This is a genomic window from Pseudomonas sp. QE6, assembly GCF_041379005.1.
Classification (GTDB): domain Bacteria; phylum Pseudomonadota; class Gammaproteobacteria; order Pseudomonadales; family Pseudomonadaceae; genus Pseudomonas.
Genome location: NZ_CP166873.1, coordinates 5,398,911 through 5,417,187, shown reverse-complemented (window position 1 = coordinate 5,417,187; position 18,277 = coordinate 5,398,911). Strand labels below are relative to the sequence as shown.

At 65.7% G+C, this 18,277-nt stretch carries 14 protein-coding genes; 9 read left to right on the top strand and 5 right to left on the bottom strand.

Translation table 11 applies throughout. The annotated features are described in order from the left end of the window. Positions 1-6: 6 nt before the first annotated feature. Genes ACAW63_RS24695 through ACAW63_RS24685 form a run of 3 tightly spaced genes read right to left on the bottom strand, consistent with a single transcriptional unit; the run spans position 7 to position 2,642 of the window. Positions 7-1,074: a hypothetical protein gene (locus tag ACAW63_RS24695; protein WP_371229882.1), complete on the bottom strand. Its 1,068-nt coding sequence runs from the start codon at positions 1,072-1,074 to the stop codon at positions 7-9. 60 nt (positions 1,075-1,134) lie between these two features. After that, positions 1,135-1,509 carry a RidA family protein gene (locus tag ACAW63_RS24690; RefSeq protein ID WP_371229879.1) on the bottom strand — a complete coding sequence of 125 codons (375 nt, stop codon included), beginning with the start codon at positions 1,507-1,509 and terminating at the stop codon, positions 1,135-1,137. 20 nt (positions 1,510-1,529) lie between these two features. Next, complete coding sequence (locus tag ACAW63_RS24685) at positions 1,530-2,642, bottom strand: NAD(P)/FAD-dependent oxidoreductase (protein WP_371229876.1); 1,113 nt, start codon at positions 2,640-2,642, stop codon at positions 1,530-1,532. A gap of 109 nt (positions 2,643-2,751) precedes the next feature. Here ACAW63_RS24685 and ACAW63_RS24680 point away from each other — a divergent pair, with 109 nt between their 5' ends. Next, positions 2,752-3,375, top strand: coding sequence for a helix-turn-helix domain-containing protein (locus tag ACAW63_RS24680; protein ID WP_371229873.1), 624 nt, complete (start codon positions 2,752-2,754; stop codon positions 3,373-3,375). 13 nt (positions 3,376-3,388) lie between these two features. Here the strand turns inward: ACAW63_RS24680 and ACAW63_RS24675 are convergent, their stop codons facing one another. Both ACAW63_RS24675 and ACAW63_RS24670 read right to left on the bottom strand, forming a co-directional pair. Beyond that, on the bottom strand, positions 3,389-6,265 hold the full coding sequence (locus ACAW63_RS24675; RefSeq protein WP_371229870.1) for an EAL domain-containing protein: 2,877 nt from the start codon (positions 6,263-6,265) through the stop codon (positions 3,389-3,391). Between the two features lie 109 nt (positions 6,266-6,374). Then, a complete protein-coding gene (locus ACAW63_RS24670; protein ID WP_275610907.1) occupies positions 6,375-7,268 on the bottom strand; it encodes a LysR family transcriptional regulator in 894 nt (297 codons plus the stop codon). A 168-nt stretch (positions 7,269-7,436) separates the two neighbouring features. Between ACAW63_RS24670 and leuC the strand changes: the two genes are divergently transcribed. The 8 genes from leuC (at position 7,437) to ACAW63_RS24630 (ending at position 18,267) form a co-directional block, all read left to right on the top strand. Next, positions 7,437-8,864, top strand: coding sequence for a 3-isopropylmalate dehydratase large subunit (leuC, locus tag ACAW63_RS24665; protein WP_343572623.1), 1,428 nt, complete (start codon positions 7,437-7,439; stop codon positions 8,862-8,864). 12 nt (positions 8,865-8,876) lie between these two features. After that, positions 8,877-9,521, top strand: coding sequence for a 3-isopropylmalate dehydratase small subunit (gene leuD, locus ACAW63_RS24660; protein WP_371229865.1), 645 nt, complete (start codon positions 8,877-8,879; stop codon positions 9,519-9,521). 31 nt (positions 9,522-9,552) lie between these two features. Then, positions 9,553-10,317: a class I SAM-dependent methyltransferase gene (locus ACAW63_RS24655; RefSeq protein WP_371229862.1), complete on the top strand. Its 765-nt coding sequence runs from the start codon at positions 9,553-9,555 to the stop codon at positions 10,315-10,317. 84 nt (positions 10,318-10,401) lie between these two features. After that, on the top strand, positions 10,402-11,484 hold the full coding sequence (gene leuB / locus ACAW63_RS24650) for a 3-isopropylmalate dehydrogenase (protein ID WP_275610910.1): 1,083 nt from the start codon (positions 10,402-10,404) through the stop codon (positions 11,482-11,484). A gap of 80 nt (positions 11,485-11,564) precedes the next feature. Continuing rightward, the gene (gene asd, locus ACAW63_RS24645; RefSeq protein ID WP_275610911.1) at positions 11,565-12,677 is read left to right on the top strand and encodes an aspartate-semialdehyde dehydrogenase; all 1,113 of its coding nucleotides are present in this window, start codon (positions 11,565-11,567) and stop codon (positions 12,675-12,677) included. Between the two features lie 238 nt (positions 12,678-12,915). Continuing rightward, positions 12,916-14,127 (top strand): FimV family protein, encoded by a 1,212-nt coding sequence (locus ACAW63_RS24640; RefSeq protein WP_371229860.1) that lies wholly within the window; start codon positions 12,916-12,918, stop codon positions 14,125-14,127. Positions 14,128-14,228: 101 nt separating this feature from the next. Continuing rightward, on the top strand, positions 14,229-15,236 hold the full coding sequence (locus ACAW63_RS24635; protein ID WP_371229858.1) for an aspartate-semialdehyde dehydrogenase: 1,008 nt from the start codon (positions 14,229-14,231) through the stop codon (positions 15,234-15,236). A 169-nt stretch (positions 15,237-15,405) separates the two neighbouring features. Further along, complete coding sequence (locus ACAW63_RS24630; RefSeq protein WP_371229855.1) at positions 15,406-18,267, top strand: FimV/HubP family polar landmark protein; 2,862 nt, start codon at positions 15,406-15,408, stop codon at positions 18,265-18,267. Positions 18,268-18,277: the final 10 nt, after the last annotated feature.

Genomic DNA, 18,277 nt, shown 5'->3' with positions numbered 1-18,277 from the left:
GGGCGGTCAGACGTTCTGCCGTTCCGGCAGCGGCGCCGAGCGATTGCGCCACCAGGCGATGACGATCGCGGCCATCAGCACGAAGCCCAGGTAACCCATGGCCGGGTAGACCAGTCCCACCAGCTTGACGAAGCCGACCTGGCTGGCGATGAAGGCGAGCACCACGGCGACCACGGTCGCCACGCGGAAAGGCACGCCATAGGCGGCGCAGCGCGCGGCCAGGGTGTAGGCGAAACCGCTGGTGGTGCAGTACAGCTTCACCAGCAGCAGGGCAAGCATCACATCGCCGAACCAGGGTGCGATGTTGTTGCTCAGCAGCAGTGTGGGAATGGCGCTGCCGCCGATCACGTCGATCTGCACCAGCATCACCAGGGCCATGGCAAGGATCAGCATGCCGACGCCGATACCACCGAAAACGCCGCCCATAGCGGCCGTGCGCAGGTTGGCCACGCTGCCGCCCATCACTACCACGGCGGCCGCAGTGGCGGCGACGTTGTAGGAAACGTAGAGCAGTGCGCCGAGCAGCCAGTTGGGCGCCGGATGTGGCACGGCAAGGGCGATCTGTTCCAGCTCCGCCAGCGGCTTCTGGATATGCGTCAGCGCATAGATGGCGATGATCGCCACGATGATCATCAGCACCGGGGTGATCAGGCTCATCAGGGTGATCACCCGCTTCAGGCCCAGGCAGACGGTGATGATGGTCAGAACGCCGAGGACGATGCCGCCGATGGAGTGGCCAATGCCCAGTTGCTGTTCGAAGGAGGAGTTGGCGCCGGCGAACATGACCACCATGGTCCCGAACAGGAAGAAGGTCAGCATCAGGTCGACGATGCGGCCCAGCGGTTTGCCACAGATGTACTCCATGGCTTCCTTGTGCGACCGGGTCTGCAGGCGGCTGCCGATCTGATAGAGGTTCATCAGCAGGAAGGCGAACAGCGCCAGCGCCACCAGGGCGCCGGCGAGGCCCATGATGCCGAAGCCGCCGAAGAACTGGAGGATTTCCTGGCCCGAGGCGAAACCGACGCCGACCACCAGGCCTATGTAGGCGCCGCCGAGCTTGAGACTGGTTTTCATGATCGAAACCTTTTGTTGTTATGGGGGCGGCCCCGCCTGTGGCGAGGCCAAAAGGAAGGATCAGGCTTCGCCGACGAAGGCCTGGACTTCCACTTCGACGTCCACGCCCAGCGCCAGGGCGGAGGCCACGCAGGAACGCACCGGCAGGCCCTGGTCGAAGTAGCGCTTGTACACCTCGTTGAAGCCGGCGAAATGCGCCATGTCCGACAGCCACACGGTGGCCTTCACTACCTGGGAGTAGTTCGCGCCGCAGGCTTCCAGGCTCTCGCCGATGCGGCTCATCACCGCTTCGGTCTGGGCCTGGATGTCGCCCTTTACTACCTGACCGTCGGCGCTCATCGGGATCTGCCCGGACAGGAACAGGAAACCGCCGGCCTTGACCGCGCGGGAGAAGGGGAAGGGCAGGGTGCTGGGATAACGCTGGATATCGCTCATGGAAGTGCCTCCGGTAGGACTCAACGCAAGCGCGCCGGGCTCAGGCGCAGGGGATCCACGCCTTCCTGGCGCAGGGATTCGGGAAGCGGCTGGCCGAGCAGCAGCGATTGGGCCAGGCGCGATACGCCGTCGGCCGACTGGATGCCGTAGCCGCCCTGGGCAGCCAGCCAGAAGAACGCGGGGTTCTGCTCGTCCTGGCCGATCACCAGGTCGCCATCGGCGACGAAGGAGCGCAGGCCGGCCCAGCTGTGGTTGGGACGGCGGATGGTCAGGGTGGTGTGCTCTTCGATGTGGTGTATGCCCAGGGCGATGTCCAGTTCTTCGGGCTGCACGTCCTGCGCCTGTACCGGATCGGCGTTGGCGGGCGAGCCGAGCAACTGGCCGGCGTCGGGTTTGAAGTAGAAGCTCTCGTCGATGCCGATCACCGTCGGCCAGCGGCTGATGTCGACGCCCTCCGGGACCGGGAAGGTGAAGGCGGTGCGGCGGCAGGGCTGCAGGCCGACCGGACGGACGCCGCAGCGCTCGGCCACGTGGTCGGCCCAGGCGCCGGCGGCGTTCACCAACTGCCCGGCCCGCACGGTTTCGCCCTGGCTGAGCTCCAGCGTCCAAAGGCCGTCGTCGTACCGGGCCGACAGCAGCTCGCGATTGCAGCGCAGCTCGCCATCGCGCTGGCGCAAGCCACGCAGGTAGCCCTGGTGCAGCGCATGGACATCGAGATCGCGGGCATCGGGTTCGTACAGCGCCCCGGCGATGGCGTCGGCGCGCAGGTACGGGAGGAATTCCAGCGCCTGCTCGGTGCTGATGCGCCGCACCCCGGGCGTGGTTTCGGCCTGTCTGAGCAGTTCGACCTGCTCGGGACCGCCGACATACAGGCAGCCGCGCGGAGAGAGGATCGGGTGCTCGCTGAAGCCCGCCGGCGGGGTTTCGTAGAAAGCCCGGCTGGCGCGGGTCAGTGCCTGGATCTGCGGGGTGCCGTAGGCCTCCATGAACATGGCGGCAGAGCGTCCGGTGGAGTGGTAGCCGGGCTGTTCTTCGCGCTCCAGCACCAGCACCCGGTGGGTTTCGCTCAGGCGGTAGGCGAGGGAGGCGCCAGCGATGCCGGCGCCGATGATGACGATGTCGAATGGATTCACGGCAAGCACCTTCGCAGGTTTTCTCTTATGTGAGAAATCTAAGATATGAGAATTTTTGCGACAAAGGCAAGGCCCGGTAAACTTTCCTCATTCCCATTCGAGATGCCTCATGAGCGAAACCGCCCAAGCCCAGCCCAAGCCTCAGCAGCTGGATCGGAACGAAGTCGGCGCGCGCCTGCGGGCGGTGCGCAAGCAGCAGAAACTGACCCTGAAGCAGCTCTCCGACCTGTCTGGCGTGGCGGTTTCCACGCTGTCGAAGATGGAGCTGGCGCAGGTCGCGGTGAGCTATGACAAGCTGGCGGCGGCGGCTCGCGCGCTGCAGGTGGATATCGCCCAGTTGTTCCGCCCGCTACCGTCCGTCGGCGCTCAGGTCAAGCTGAAAACCTTCGTGAAGACGCGTGTCGATGAAGCCGCCGGCTACGATACCGGCGGTTACGAGTACTACCCGATCGCTGGCGACTTCCCGCAGCGCAGCATGACCCCGCTGTATGCGCGCATCTTTGCCCGTGAGGTGGGGGAGTTCGACGACTTCGTCCGTCATCCCGGCCAGGAGTTCGCCCTGGTGGTCTCCGGACGCGTGCGCATTCAATTCGAGACGGGCGAGTCGGTGAGCATCGGTCCGCGCGAGACGGCCTACTTCGACAGCAGCGTTGGCCACCTCTACCTGAACGACGGCGAGGCGGACGAGGCGCAGGTGATGGTGGTGATGTCGGAGTTGCGCCCGGCAGGCTGACCGGTCGGGCGCCTCAGGGCGCCCCGTGCGTGTCCCGGCGCGACAGCAGGTCGACGAACGCCTCCAATGGCACGGGCCGACTGAACAGGTAGCCCTGGTACAGGTGGCAACCCTGCTCCTCCAGCAGGGCGAGCTGCTCCGGGGTTTCCACGCCTTCGGCGATCAGTTCGAGGCCCAGGCTGTGGCCCATGGCGATGATGGCGCGGACGATCTCGGCGTCGTTGCTGTCGTTCGGCGCGTCGCGCACGAAGCTCTGGTCGATCTTCAGGCTGTCCACCGGCAGGCGCTTCAGGTAGGTGAGCGAGGAATAGCCGGTGCCGAAGTCGTCCATGGCGAAGCGCACCCCGGCCTGGCGCAGGCGCTGCATGCGGGCGATGGTGTCTTCCAGTTGCTGGATCACGATGCCTTCGGTGATCTCCAGCTTCAGCAGGCTGGCCGGCAGCTTGGCCTTGTGCAGGCTGTCGAGGACGCGCTCGACGAAATCGTTCTGGCGGAACTGCCGGGGGCTGATGTTCACGCTGAGGCAGAAGTCCTCGGGGTCGATCCGTCCTTCGGCGAGCAGGCGCGCGCAGGTACGGCAGGCCTCCTCGATGACCCAGCGGCCCACTTCGATGATCAGGCCGCTGTCTTCCAGCACGCGGATGAAGCTGGCCGGCGATTGCGGCCCCTGCGTCGGGTGCTCCCAGCGCAACAGCGCCTCGGCGCCGACGATGCGCGTGCCGCGGGAGTCGATCTGCGGCTGGTAGTGCAGGCTGAACTCGCGGCGGGCGATGGCCATGCGCAGGCCGCTCTCCAGGCGCAGGCGCTCGCTGGCGGCCTTCTGCATGGAGGCGTGGAACAGCTGCACGGTATTGCGGCCGGCGTCCTTGGCGCGGTACATGGCGATGTCGGCGCGCTTGAGCAGGTCCTCGGGCGTCGCGCCGTCGTCGGGGATCAGGGCGATGCCGATGCTCGGGGTGATCTGCAGGCGGTGGCCGTCCAGCAGCATGGGTTCGGCCAACAGGTCGCGCAGTTTCTCGGCCAGCTGGCGCACCCGGCGTGCGGTTTCCAGGCGGCTGCCGTCGATGCCGGTCAAGAGGATCACGAACTCGTCGCCGCCCAGCCGTGCCACCGTGTCTTCCTGGCGCACGCTGGCCTCCAGGCGCGCGGTGACCATCTGCAGGATGGCGTCGCCCACCGAATGCCCCAGCGAGTCGTTGATGTGCTTGAAGTGGTCGAGATCCAGGAACAGCAGTGCGCCGCGCATGTTGTGGCGCTGCAGCAGGGCGATCTGCTGCTTGAGGCGATCCATCAGCAGGGCGCGGTTGGGCAGGTCGGTCAGGGCGTCGTGGTAGGCCAGGTGCTGGATGCGCGCTTCCGCCTCGCGCAGTTCGCTGGTGTCGCGGGCGGTCAGCAGCAGGCAGGCGATGCCGCCCAGGTCGATGGGTTCGACCGAAACATCCACGGTCTTGATCTGGCCATCGCGATGCCGGCCGCGCATTTCCAGGTGATGTACGTAGCCATCCCGGTCGAGTGCCGCCAGCAGCTTGGTCCGCTCCTCCGGATCACCCCAGATGTTGAGCTCCCCCGACGTACGCCCGATGACCTCGTCGGGACGGAAGCCAGTCAGGCGGTGGAAGCCTTCGTTGACCTCGATGTAGCGGCCGCTGTTGCGCTCGGTGATGGTGATGGCGTCGGGACTGGAGTGGAACGCCTTGTAGAACTTCTCCTGGCTGGCCTTGAGTTCCGCCTCCGCCTGCAGGCGCCCAGTGACGTCGCGGAAGGTGGAGAGGATGCACAGCTGGCGGTCGACCCAGATCAGCCGGCTGGCGACCATGCAGGTGATGGGCCGTCCCTCGCGGGTGAGGAACTGCACCTCGATGTTCTGCAGCGAGTGGTCGCGCATCAGTTGCTCGAACAGCCGCTCGCGCAGTTGGTGATCTGCCCAGAAGGTGATCAGGTGCGACGATTGGCCGATGACCTCTTCGGCGCGCCAGCCAAAGGTGCTGCAGAAGCTCGGGTTGACCTCGATGAACTCGCCGTCGCGCACCCGCGATACACAGATCGCGTCGGGGCTGCCCTGGAACAGGCTGGCGAACTTTTCCTCGGAGGCTTCCAGGTTGCGTTCGCGCACCACCTGCTCGGTGATGTCGAGCAGGGTGCCGGCCATGCGCAGAGGCTTGCCGTCGGCGTTCCGGTAGAGCCGGGCGCGGCTTTCCAGGTAGCGTACCTCGCCGGATTGCAGTTGGGCGCGGTAGGTGAACTGGTAGTCGTTGTCCGGTCCCTTGGCCAGGCGCGCGTAGGCCTGGCGCATGCGCCGGCGATCGGCTTCGTCGACGCAGGCGAAGAATTCGCCGAAGGGGCCGTGGAAGTCCCGCGCCGGCAGTTCATGGAGCACGGCGGCGCGGGTGGAGCCGTAGATCATCCTGGAGGGGATGTGCCAGTCCCAGATGCCCAGTTGCGCGGAGTCCAGTGCCAGGTCGAGGCGTTCCTGGCTGTCGCGCAGTGCCTGCTCCTGGGCGCGCAGGCGAGTGACGTCGCGGATGGTCAGGACCAGGCAGGCCTGGCCTTGCAGCTCGATCTGGCAACCGTAGACGCGGGCGCTGCGCTCTTCGCCTGCGCGGGTGAGCAGGGTGACTTCGAAGCCGTCGATGCGCTGCTCGGCGTCGATGGTGTCGAGCATCCGCTGGCGTTCATCCGGGCTACGCCAGATGCCCAGTTGCAGCGAGGTCCGGCCGATGGCTTCGTCGCGGCTCCAGCCGAAGCGCTCGGTGAAGCTGGAGTTGATCTCGCGGAAGCGCCCGCTGCTCCGGTCGGTGATGACCATGGCGTCGGGGCCGGTATGAAAAGCCTTGGCGAACTGATCCTGGCTTTCGGATTCGGGCAGGGACGAGGGGGCTTGCTGGTTCATGCCTCGCTCCCCGGGCAGAAACCGAGACCGCTCACAAGGCGGTCGCGAATTGGCTTGCGGACGGGCATTCGGGCCCCTTGTTCTTCTAGTTCTGTCAGAACAATAGAGGTTAGGCCGCGACAGGCGCAAGCCCGGCCGCCTGGGCGTCGAGCAGGCGCATGAAGGCGCGTGCGGCGTTGGACAGGGTGCGCTCGGTATGCAGGATGTAGCCCAGCTGGCGGCTGAGCTGGATGTCCTGCAGCGGCAGGCGCACGACGCTGTCGTCGAGCATGGTGCGCGGCAGTACGCTCCAGGCCAGGCCGATGGAGACCATCATCTTGATGGTCTCCATGTAGTTGGTGCTCATGCCGATGTTCGGCGTCAGGCCTTCGGCCTCGAACATGCGCCGCACGATATGGTGGGTGAAGGTATTGCCGCCGGGGAACACCGCCGGGTGCCGCGCCACGTCGGCGAGGAATACCGGGCCCTGCACCGACAGCGGGTGTTCGGGGGCGGCGACGAAGTCCAGCGGGTCGTCCCACACCGGCACGGCGCGCACCGGCTCGGCGGTTTCCGGGGCGAGGGTGATCACGGCCAGCTCGGCGCGGCCATGCAGAATCTCTTCGTAGGCCACTTCCGAATCGCAGAACTGGATGTCCAGCGCGACCTGCGGGTGCGCCTTGGTGAAGGCCCGCAGCAGCGGCGGCAGGCGGTGCAGGCCGATGTGGTGACTGGTGGCCAGGACCAGCCGGCCGCTCACCTCGCCATTGAGGTTGGTCAGGGCGCGGCGAGTGTCGTCCAGTACATTGAGGATCTGGTAGGCCCGCGGCAGCAGGGCGCGGCCGGCCTCGGTCAGGGTCACTTCACGGCCGACGCGGTCGAACAGGCGCACGCCCAGCTGGCTCTCCAGGGCGGCGATGCGTTTGCTCACCGCAGGCTGGGTCAGGTGCAGGCGTTCGCCGGCTTCGGAGAAGCTGCCGGACTCGGCGATGGCGAGGAAGGTGTTGAGACTGGTGAGGTCCATGTCGACTCCCGGAGGGGCTGAAAACGGCGCCTGACTCTTATAACGTACCCGTATTCCTTCTGGGAATCCTTTGAATAAAAAATATGAATTTGAGTTATTCGGTTCCTTTCCATAGCATCATCCCCACAAGCCCAAGGGGCATAGAAAGACGCTGATGAGGATTCTCTGATGGCCGGCAAGACGCTGTACGACAAGCTCTGGGAAATGCACGAGGTGAAGCGCCGTGACGATGGTTCGTCGCTCATCTATATCGACCGCCACATCCTGCACGAAGTGACCTCCCCGCAGGCCTTCGAAGGCCTGCGCCTGGCCGGCCGCAAGCCGTGGCGCATCGATGCCAACATCGCCACCCCGGACCACAACGTGCCGACCACCCAGGCCGAGCGCAAGGGCGGCATCGACGCCATCGCCGACGAAGTCTCGCGCATCCAGGTACAGACCCTGGACGAGAACTGCGATGACTTCGGCATCCTCGAATTCAAGATGAACGACGTCCGCCAGGGCATCGTCCACGTGGTCGGCCCGGAGCAGGGCGCGACCCTGCCGGGCATGACCGTGGTCTGCGGCGACTCGCACACCTCGACCCACGGCGCCTTCGGCGCGCTGGCCCACGGCATCGGCACCTCCGAGGTGGAGCACGTGCTCGCCACCCAGTGCCTGGTCGCCAAGAAGATGAAGAACATGCAGGTTCGCGTGGAGGGCAAACTGCCCTTCGGCGTGACCGCCAAGGACATCGTCCTCGCGGTGATCGGCAAGATCGGCACCGCGGGCGGCAACGGCCATGCCCTGGAGTTCGCCGGCAGCGCCATCCGTGACCTGTCCATGGAAGGCCGCATGACCATCTGCAACATGTCCATCGAAGCGGGCGCCCGCGTCGGCATGGTGGCATGCGACGAGAAAACCATCGAATACGTGAAGGGTCGTCCGTTCGCGCCGCAGGGCAGTGACTGGGACAAGGCCGTGGAAGCCTGGAGCGACCTGGTTTCCGACGCCGACGCGCACTTCGACACCATCGTCGAGCTGCGTGCCGAGGACATCAAGCCGCAGGTCAGCTGGGGCACCTCCCCGGAGATGGTCCTGGCCGTCGACCAGAACGTGCCGGACCCGGCCGTGGAAGCCGACCCGGTCAAGCGCGACTCCATCGTCCGTGCCCTCAAGTACATGGGCCTGAACGCCAACCAGGCGATCACCGACATCCAGCTGGACCGCGTGTTCATCGGTTCCTGCACCAACTCGCGCATCGAAGACCTGCGCGCCGCCGCCGCCGTGGCCAAGGGCCGCAAGGTCGCTTCCACCGTCAAGCAGGCGCTGGTCGTACCGGGCTCGGGCCTGGTGAAAGCCCAGGCCGAACAGGAAGGCCTGGACAAGATCTTCATCGAAGCCGGCTTCGAATGGCGTGAACCGGGCTGCTCCATGTGCCTGGCGATGAACCCGGACCGCCTGGAGAGCGGCGAGCATTGCGCTTCCACCTCCAACCGCAACTTCGAAGGCCGCCAGGGCGCCGGTGGCCGTACCCACCTGGTGAGTCCGGCGATGGCTGCCGCGGCTGCGGTGACCGGTCGTTTCATCGACGTACGTGAATTGATGCAGGCCTGAGGAGACCTATAGATGAAAGCCTTTACTCAGCACACCGGCCTCGTCGCACCGCTCGACCGTGCCAATGTCGACACCGACCAGATCATCCCCAAGCAATTCCTCAAGTCGATCAAGCGCACCGGCTTCGGCCCGAACCTGTTCGACGAGTGGCGCTACCTCGACGTGGGTCAGCCGAACCAGGACAACTCCAAGCGTCCGCTGAACCAGGACTTCGTCCTCAACTTCCCGCGCTACCAGGGTGCCAGCGTGCTGCTGGCCCGCGAGAACTTCGGTTGCGGCTCCTCCCGCGAGCACGCGCCGTGGGCCCTGGACGAGTACGGCTTCCGCGCCGTGATCGCGCCGAGCTTCGCCGACATCTTCTTCAACAACAGTTTCAAGAACGGCCTGCTGCCGATCATCCTGAAGGATGAAGAGATGGACGAGCTGTTCGCCCAGTGCGAAGCGACCGAGGGTTACCAGCTGACCGTCGACCTCGCCGCGCAGACCGTGACCCGTCCGGACGGCAAGCAGTACAGCTTCGAAGTGGACGCGTTCCGCAAGCACTGCCTGCTCAACGGCCTGGACGACATCGGCCTGACCCTGCAGGACGCCGACGCCATCCGCAGTTTCGAAACCGGCTACAAGAAGAGCCAGCCCTGGTTGTTCCGCGACGCCTGACGGCGTCGCACCACCGCGAGAGGAGAGCACCATGACCGAGAGTCGCCACGAGCAAGTGGTCCAGCGCCAGTTCGGCGCCCAGGCCAACGCTTACCTGACCAGCGCCGTACACGCCCAGGGCGAGGAATTCGCCCAGCTGCACGAGCGACTGTCGGCGACTACCGGTGCGCGTGTGCTGGACCTGGGTTGCGGGGCAGGGCACGTGAGCTTCAACGTCGCGCCGCTGGCCGGCGAAGTGGTGGCCTACGACCTGTCGCAGCAGATGCTCGACGTGGTGGCTTCGGCGGCTGCCGAGCGCGGGTTGGGCAACATCTCCACCCGTTGTGGCGCCGCCGAGCAGCTGCCGTTCGAGGATGGCGAGTTCGATTTCGTCTTCAGCCGCTATTCCGCGCACCACTGGCGGGATGTCGGCCAGGCGCTGCGCGAAGTGCGCCGGGTGCTCAAGCCGGGCGGCGTGGCCTGCTTCATCGATGTGGCGGCGCCGGGCTTGCCTCTGCTGGACACCCATCTGCAGACTGTCGAAGTCCTGCGCGATACCAGCCATGTGCGCGACTACTCCCCCTCGGAGTGGGCGCGTCTGGTGGGCGAGGCGGGTCTTGCGGTAACTGCCGCCAAGCGCCAGCGCCTGCGCCTGGAATTCACCTCCTGGGTCGAACGCATGCGCACCCCCGAAGTGATGCGCCAGGCCATTCGCGCCCTGCAGCTTTCGGTGGGCGACGAGGTGCGCGAGTATTTCGAAATCGACGCCGAGGGCTCCTTCAGCACCGACGTGCTGGTGCTCTGGGCCGAGCGCTGAATATTTCTTGAACGCTCCGGGTGGTGCGAGCCTCCCGGGGCGATACGTTATTTGCCAAGCGTCTTTAGACAAGAGAGCGAAGAGATGAGCAAACAGATTCTGGTTCTGCCCGGCGACGGTATCGGCCCGGAGATCATGGCCGAGGCGATCAAGGTCCTGGAGCTGGCCAGCGACAAGTTCCAGCTGGGCTTCGAACTGACCCACGACGACCTGGGCGGCGCCGCCATCGACAAGTACGGCGTGCCGCTGGCCGACGAGACCCTGGAGCGCGCGCGCAAGTCCGACGCCATCCTGCTGGGCGCCGTGGGCGGCCCGAAATGGGACAAGATCGAGCGTGACATCCGCCCCGAGCGCGGCCTGCTCAAGCTCCGTTCGCAACTGGGCCTGTTCGGCAACCTGCGTCCGGCCATCCTCTATCCGCAACTGGCTGGCGCTTCCAGCCTGAAGCCGGAAGTGGTCGCCGGCCTGGACATCCTCATCGTCCGCGAGCTGACCGGTGGCATCTACTTCGGTTCGCCCCGCGAGCAGCGCGTGCTGGAGAACGGCGAGCGCCAGGCGTACGACACCCTGCCGTACAGCGAAAGCGAAATCCGCCGCATCGCCCGCGTCGGCTTCGACATGGCCCGCGTACGCGGCAAGAAGCTGTGCTCGGTGGACAAGGCCAACGTTCTGGCTTCCAGCCAGCTGTGGCGCGAAGTGGTCGAGGAAGTCGCCAAGGACTACCCGGACGTCGAGCTGTCGCACATGTACGTCGACAACGCCGCCATGCAACTGGTCCGCGCGCCCAAGCAGTTCGACGTGATGGTCACCGACAACATGTTCGGCGACATCCTGTCGGATGAGGCTTCCATGCTCACCGGCTCCATCGGCATGCTGCCTTCTGCGTCGCTGGATTCGAACAACAAGGGCATGTACGAACCGTGCCACGGTTCCGCGCCGGACATCGCCGGGCAGGGTATCGCCAACCCGCTGGCGACCATCCTCTCGGTCTCGATGATGCTGCGTTACACCTTCAACGAAGGCGCTGCCGCAGACGCCATCGAGAAGGCCGTGAGCCTGGTGCTCGACCAGGGCCTGCGCACTGGCGACATCTGGTCCGAAGGCTGCAAGAAGGTCGGCACCCGCGAAATGGGCGATGCGGTAGTCGCCGCGCTGCGGAATCTGTAATCTCTCCGGCTCGCTCGCTCCCGGCCCCTTGTTGGAATGCGGGAGCGACGGCCCTCTAAATATATGAAGGTGTAGTAGCGATGAAGCGTGTAGGTCTGATCGGTTGGCGTGGCATGGTCGGTTCGGTGCTCATGCAGCGGATGCTGGAAGAGCGGGACTTCGACCTGATCGAGCCGGTGTTCTTCACCACCTCCAACGTGGGTGGCGAAGGTCCGTCCATTGGCAAGGACATTGCCCCCCTGAAAGACGCCTACAGCATCGAGGAACTGAAAACCCTCGACGTCATCCTGACCTGCCAGGGCGGCGACTACACCAACGAAGTCTTCCCCAAGCTGCGCGAAGCCGGCTGGCAGGGCTACTGGATCGACGCCGCTTCCAGCCTGCGCATGCAGGATGACGCGGTCATCGTCCTCGATCCGGTGAACCGCAAGGTCATCGACCAGTCGCTGGATGCCGGCACCAAGAACTACATCGGCGGCAACTGCACCGTCAGCCTGATGCTGATGGCCCTGGGCGGCCTGTTCGAAGCCGGTCTGGTCGAGTGGATGTCTGCCATGACCTACCAGGCGGCCTCCGGCGCCGGCGCGCAGAACATGCGCGAGCTGATCAAGCAGATGGGCGCCATCAACGCCTCCGTCGCCGATGACCTGGCCAACCCGTCCAGCGCCATCCTCGACATCGACCGCAAGGTCGCCGAAGCCATTCGCAGCGACGCCATGCCGACCGAGAACTTCGGCGTGCCGCTGGCCGGCAGCCTGATCCCGTGGATCGACAAGGAACTGCCCAACGGCCAGAGCCGCGAAGAGTGGAAAGGCCAGGCGGAAACCAACAAGATCCTCGGCCGCTTCAAGAGCCCGATCCCGGTGGATGGTATCTGCGTGCGCATCGGCGCCATGCGCTGCCACAGCCAGGCGCTGACCATCAAGCTGAACAAGGATGTGCCGATGGCCGACATCGAAGGCCTGATCAGCCAGCACAACCCCTGGGTCAAGCTGGTTCCCAATCAGCGCGACATCAGCATGCGCGAACTGACTCCGGCAGCCGTCACCGGCACCCTGAGCGTTCCGGTCGGTCGTCTGCGCAAGCTCAACATGGGCTCGCAGTACCTGGGTGCCTTCACCGTCGGCGACCAGCTGCTGTGGGGCGCCGCCGAGCCGCTGCGTCGCATGCTGCGCATTCTGCTCGAGCGTTGATCCGCTTCTGAGTAATACCCACGACGCCGGCCTTGTGCCGGCGTCGTGCTTTCTGCGGCAAGTGATCTTGCGCACAAAAACGTTCGAAGTCCGGGATGTTGGCGGTGTTCTCCCTTGATTTCGCGGTGTTCTGTGACGGACCCGGAAAAGCAGTGGAGAACCACTCGCTATCCTCGCAGCCCGGGTTTCGGCGCGCCCGTTCGCGCCGGCCAATTGGATACTTGCTGCGGGGGAGAGGATGTCTCGGATTCACAGTTTCTTGTTGGCGGCGGCCATCGCCTCGGCCTTCCTGCCAGGCACCGCCAGTGCGCTGGAGCTGGGCGAGATTTCATCGCGTGCGGTCCTTGGGCAGACCCTGTCGGCGAACATCGAACTGCGCGGCGTGGGCGACCTGAATGCGGAGGAGGTGGTGGTCAGCCTCGCCTCCCAGCAGGACTTCGACCGCCTGGGTGTCGACCGCAGCCAGCTGGTGACCGGCCTGCGTTTCAGTTCGGATATCGGCAAGAACGGTCGTGGCGTCATCCACGTGACCTCGCAGCGTCCGATCCAGGAGCCTTACGTCAACTTCGTGATGCAGGTGGTGTGGCCGCAGGGACGCCTGGTGCGTGAATTCACGCTGCTGCTCGACCCGCCGAGCTACGTCGCCACACCGGTGACCCCGCCGGCGGCCATTGCGACCCGCCCGGCTGCCGCGCCTGTTCGCCAGGCTGCGCCGGCGCAGGCAGTGGCACCGTCAGTGGCATCGCCAGCGTCGGACAGCTATCGCATCCAGCGCAACGATGCCCTGTGGGACATTGCGTCGCGCAATCGTCCCTCGTCCAGCGTGTCGGTGATGCAGACCATGCTGGCGATCCAGCAACTGAACCCGGATGCCTTCGTCGATGGCAACGCCAATCGGCTGAAGGTGGGGCAGGTGCTGCGCCTGCCCGATGAACAGCAGGTGCGGGCACAGAGTCATGCACAGGCCGTGGCGCGTATCGAGGCGCAGAACGGTGAGTGGCAGGCACGTCGCCAGGCTGCGCTGCCGCAGGCCCGGCAGATGGATGCGACGAAAAGGACCGAAGCGGGAGCGGCGCCGGTCAGCGCCGAGGAGCGCGATAACCTGCGCCTGGTATCGGGGCGCGCCGCCAGCCAGAAGGACAAGGCCGACGCCGAACAGCTCGCCGTACTGCAGGAGGGACTCGACAGCGCTCGTCGCGAAGGCGATGAAATGCGCAGCCGGATCGCCGATCTGCAGAGCCAGATGGAGAAGCTGAACAAGCTGGTCGAATTGAAGGATGCGCAGATTGCCGGCCTGATCGCTCGTCTGGCGGAGCAGGACCGGGCTGGCAAGCCTGCCGGCGCGCCCGTGGCGCCTGCCCAGCCCGTAGTGCCAGCTGCCGCTCCTGCCCCGGCCCAGGGTGGGGCCGTGGTTGCCGCTCAGGCCTCGGACGGCGTCGCGCATCCGTAGCCCGTCCTGTCGCGATAGGCGGCGAGGCACTCGATTGCCTCGCCGTTGGGGGGCAAGTAAAGTGCAGCGCAGTTTACTTCCCTGATATCGCGAGACACTGGATGCCTGAAACCATCGACATCGCCGTAGTAGGCGCCACCGGACTTGTGGGCGAGGCACTGGTCGAGCTGCTGGAAGAGCGGGACTTTCCCGTAGGCACCCTGTATCTGCTGGCCACGGGCGAATCGGCCGGCAAGTCGGTGGCGTTCCGTGGGCGCAACCTGCGCGTCGGCAAGCTGTCCGACTTCGACTTCGCCAAGGTCCGCCTGGCCTTCCTCTCCACTACCGCCGATGCTGCCCATGAGTGCTCCGCTCGGGCGCTGGCGGCCGGTTGCAGCGTGATCGACCTCAGTGGGGCGGCGCTGGCGGAGCAATCCCTGGTTGTCTTGCCGGCGGCCAATGGCGAGGCGCTGGAACAGTTCAGCCTGCCGGTGCGGATCGCCGCGCCCTGCGCGCCGGCGGCGGAAGTCGCCGAAGTGCTCGCCGCGCTGCGAGACGTGCTGGAAGTTCGCCAGCTGAGCGTCACCGCCTGCCTTTCCGCCTCGGTCCTGGGGCGCGAGGGGGTTCAGGAACTGGCGCGGCAAACCGCCGAGCTGCTCAACGCCCGCCCGCTGGAGCCGAAGCTGGTTGACCGGCAGTACGCCTTCAACATGCTGGCCCAGGTCGGCGCGGTGGATGAGCAGGGGCATTCGGCCCTGGAGCGACGCATGGCCTCCGAGCTCTCCGCGCTGTTCCCGGAGCTGGAAGGTGCGCTGGATGTCACCTGTGTCATGGCGCCGGTGTTCTTCGGCGATGCGCTGATGCTGTCGATCACCACCGCCGCACCGGTTTCACTGGACGCGGCGCTGGCTGCCCTGGATGACGCGCCTGGCATCGAGCGGGTCGAGGACGATTACCCGACTGTCATCGGCGATGCGCAGGGGCAGGATAGTGTTTATGTCGGACGCCTGCGTCTTGGTCTGACAAATCCATGCAAACTGAATTTGTGGATTGCGTCAGATAATGTGCGAAAAGGCGCAGGCCTGAATGCTGTGAACTTGGCCGAATTGTTGATAAAACACTATCTGTAAAAGATACTTACCGAATATTTGAAGAAGTATTCTAGCTTGGCAATACTGGCTGGGATTGGCGCTGGCAGGGGAGAGGTCCCGTCGTGAAAACGGCGGACATCATGGGCAGCGGCAACCTAATAGACTTCGCTCTAATCCAGAAAAAGCTATTAAAACAAGGGATTAAATTATGATCCGGCTTCGTAAACTGGTGCAGGCAATCGCGGCTGCTTCGGCATTGACCACGGGCATGGCGCATGCACTGGGGTTGGGAGACATCCACCTGCGTTCAGCCCTGAACCAGCCGCTGGATGCCGAGATCGACCTGGTCGAAGTTCGTGATCTTGCCCAGGGCGAGGTAATCCCCAAGCTGGCGTCGCCGGAAGACTTCAACAAGGCAGGTGTCGACCGCCAGTACTTCCTCACCGGTCTGAAGTTCACCCCGATCATCAAGCCGAATGGCAAGAGTGTCATTCGCGTGACCTCGGATCGTCCGGTCCAGGAGCCCTACCTGAACTTCCTGGTCGAGGTGCTCTGGCCTAATGGCCGCCTGCTGCGCGAATACACCGTGCTGCTCGACCCGCCGCTGTACTCCCCGCAGACCGCCGCAGCCGCCGCGCCTCGCGCACCCATGGCTGCGCCGGCACCGATTTCCCGCCAGCCTGCTCCGGTCGCGCCGCGTCCGGCCGCTGCACCCTCCCCGCGTCCTGCTGCGGCAGCTGCGCCGGCTCCGCGCCGCCTGGAGGGCAACGAATATCGTACCGGCCGCAATGACACCCTGTGGGAAATCGCAGCGCGTGCGCGTCCGAACAGCAGCGTTTCGGTCCAGCAGACCATGCTGGCGATCCAGGATCTCAATCCCGACGCCTTTCTCGGCGGCAACATCAACCGCCTGAAGAGCGGCCAGGTGCTGCGCCTGCCGGATGCGGAGCAGATCAAGTCCCGTACGCAGCCTGACGCGGCCGCCGAAGTCACTCAGCAATACACCGCCTGGCGCGAAGGGCGCAGCCTGCCGACTGGCGGTGCCCGTCAGCTGGATGCCACGCCGCGCGCCAACGCTGGCGCCGCTCCCTCGCAAGCCGAGGAGAAGGACAGCCTGCGCCTGGTCTCAGGCGAAAACGGCAAGGCCAAGGGGGGCGACAAGGGCAGCAAGGATGGCAAGGCCATTGCCGAGAAGCTCGCCGTGACCCAGGAAAGCCTGGATACCACCCGCCGCGAGAACGAAGAGCTGCAGAGTCGCATGGGCGACCTGAAAAGCCAGATGGACAAGCTACAGAAGCTCATCGAGCTGAAGGATGCCCAACTGGCGAAGCTGCAGAGCCAGCTCGGTACTGCGCCGCAAGGCGCAGCCCAGGCGCCGACGGCGGATACTTCCGCTGCTCCTGCTGCTCCTGCTGCTCCGCAGCCCGCAGCGCCTGAGCAATCCGCCGCTCCGACCCTGCCTGCTCAGCCTGCCGCGCCCGAGTCCAATGCGCCGGCAGTTCCTGCCGCTCCTGCGGTTCCGGCTACCCCGCCGGCTCCGGCTCCGGCACCCGCGGCCGCCAAGCCCGCAGCAGCGAAACCAGCTCCTGCTCCGGCACCCGCTCCTGTCGAGCCCGTCGCGGAGAGCTTCATCGATGAAGTCCTGGCCAACCCGATCTGGCTGGGCGCTATCGGCGGTAGCGCCGTGCTGGCGCTGTTGGTGCTGTTGATGGTGATTTCGCGCCGTCGGGCCGCCAAGGAACGCGAGGAACTGGATGCCGCGGCCGAGGTCGACGAGCATGGCCTGGGTGGTGGTTTCGACCTGGGTGATGGCGAGCTGGATTCCCTCGACGTCCCGCAGGCTGCCGAAGTGGCCGCTCCGGCGGCGTCGGCGCCCGAGCGTGTCGCCGCACAGACCAGCGATGCCCTGGGCGAGGCGGATATCTACATTGCCTACGGTCGCTTCAACCAGGCTGCCGAACTCCTGCAGGGTGCCATCTACGACGAGCCGCAGCGCGCCGACCTGCGTCTCAAGCTGATGGAGGTGTATGCCGAAATCGGTGACCGTGAAGGCTTCGCCCGTCAGGAAAACGAACTGCGTGAGATGGGCGGCGCCGACAGCCAGGTCGAGCAGTTGAAGTCCCGCTATCCGGGCATGGTTGCTCTGGCTGCCGTGGGTGCGGCGGGGGCCGCCGCCGTGGCTGCTGCCGACGAACTCGGCAGCTTCGGCCTGGATGACCTGCACCTGGATTCGCCGGTCCAGCCGGAATCTGCCGCCGAACCGGCTCCTCTGGCGGGCGATCTCGACGACGCCTTCGACCTGGCGCTGGATGATCTCGAGCTGGGCGACGACAAGCCTGCGGCTCCGGTCGAGAGCAAGGCCGACGACCTGTCGCTGAGCTCCTTCGACCTGGACGACGACCTGGCGTTCGATGCGCCTGCCACCGAGCCGGCCAAGGCGGACGACGACTTCGCCTTCGACCTCGACCTGGGTGCGGAGCCTGCCGCCAAGCCTGCGGACGTGTCGCTGTCCGATGACCTGGCAGACTTTACCCTCGACCTGGAAAAGGACGCTCCGTCGTCCCCGGAAGAGGACTTCCTGCTGGGTCTGGACGATGACACCACGGCGCTGTCCGGTGTCAGTGAGCAGGAATTCTCCCTCGACAAGGCTCATGGCGTGACGCAGTCCCTGGCCGACCTGCCGGATGACTTCGATCTCTCCCTGCCTGGCGAGGAGCACGAGCCGGTCACGGCTGACGACAGCTTCTCCGCCCAGCTCGACGAGGTGAGTGCGGAACTGGATCGTCTGGCTGGCGACGTCGAGGAGCCCAAGGCGCCGACGCCGGAGCTGGAGCCGGAAGCGAGCTTCGCGACGAATGATCTCGACGCTGCCGGCGAAAGTGCGGAGGAGGATGACGAGTTCGACTTCCTCTCCGGCGCCGATGAAGCCGCCACCAAGCTCGACCTGGCGCGTGCCTACATCGACATGGGCGACACCGAAGGCGCCCGCGACATCCTCGACGAAGTGCTCGCCGAGGGTAACGACAATCAGCAGCAGGAAGCGCGTGAACTGCTCGGGCGCATCGCCTGAGCCGGAAGGC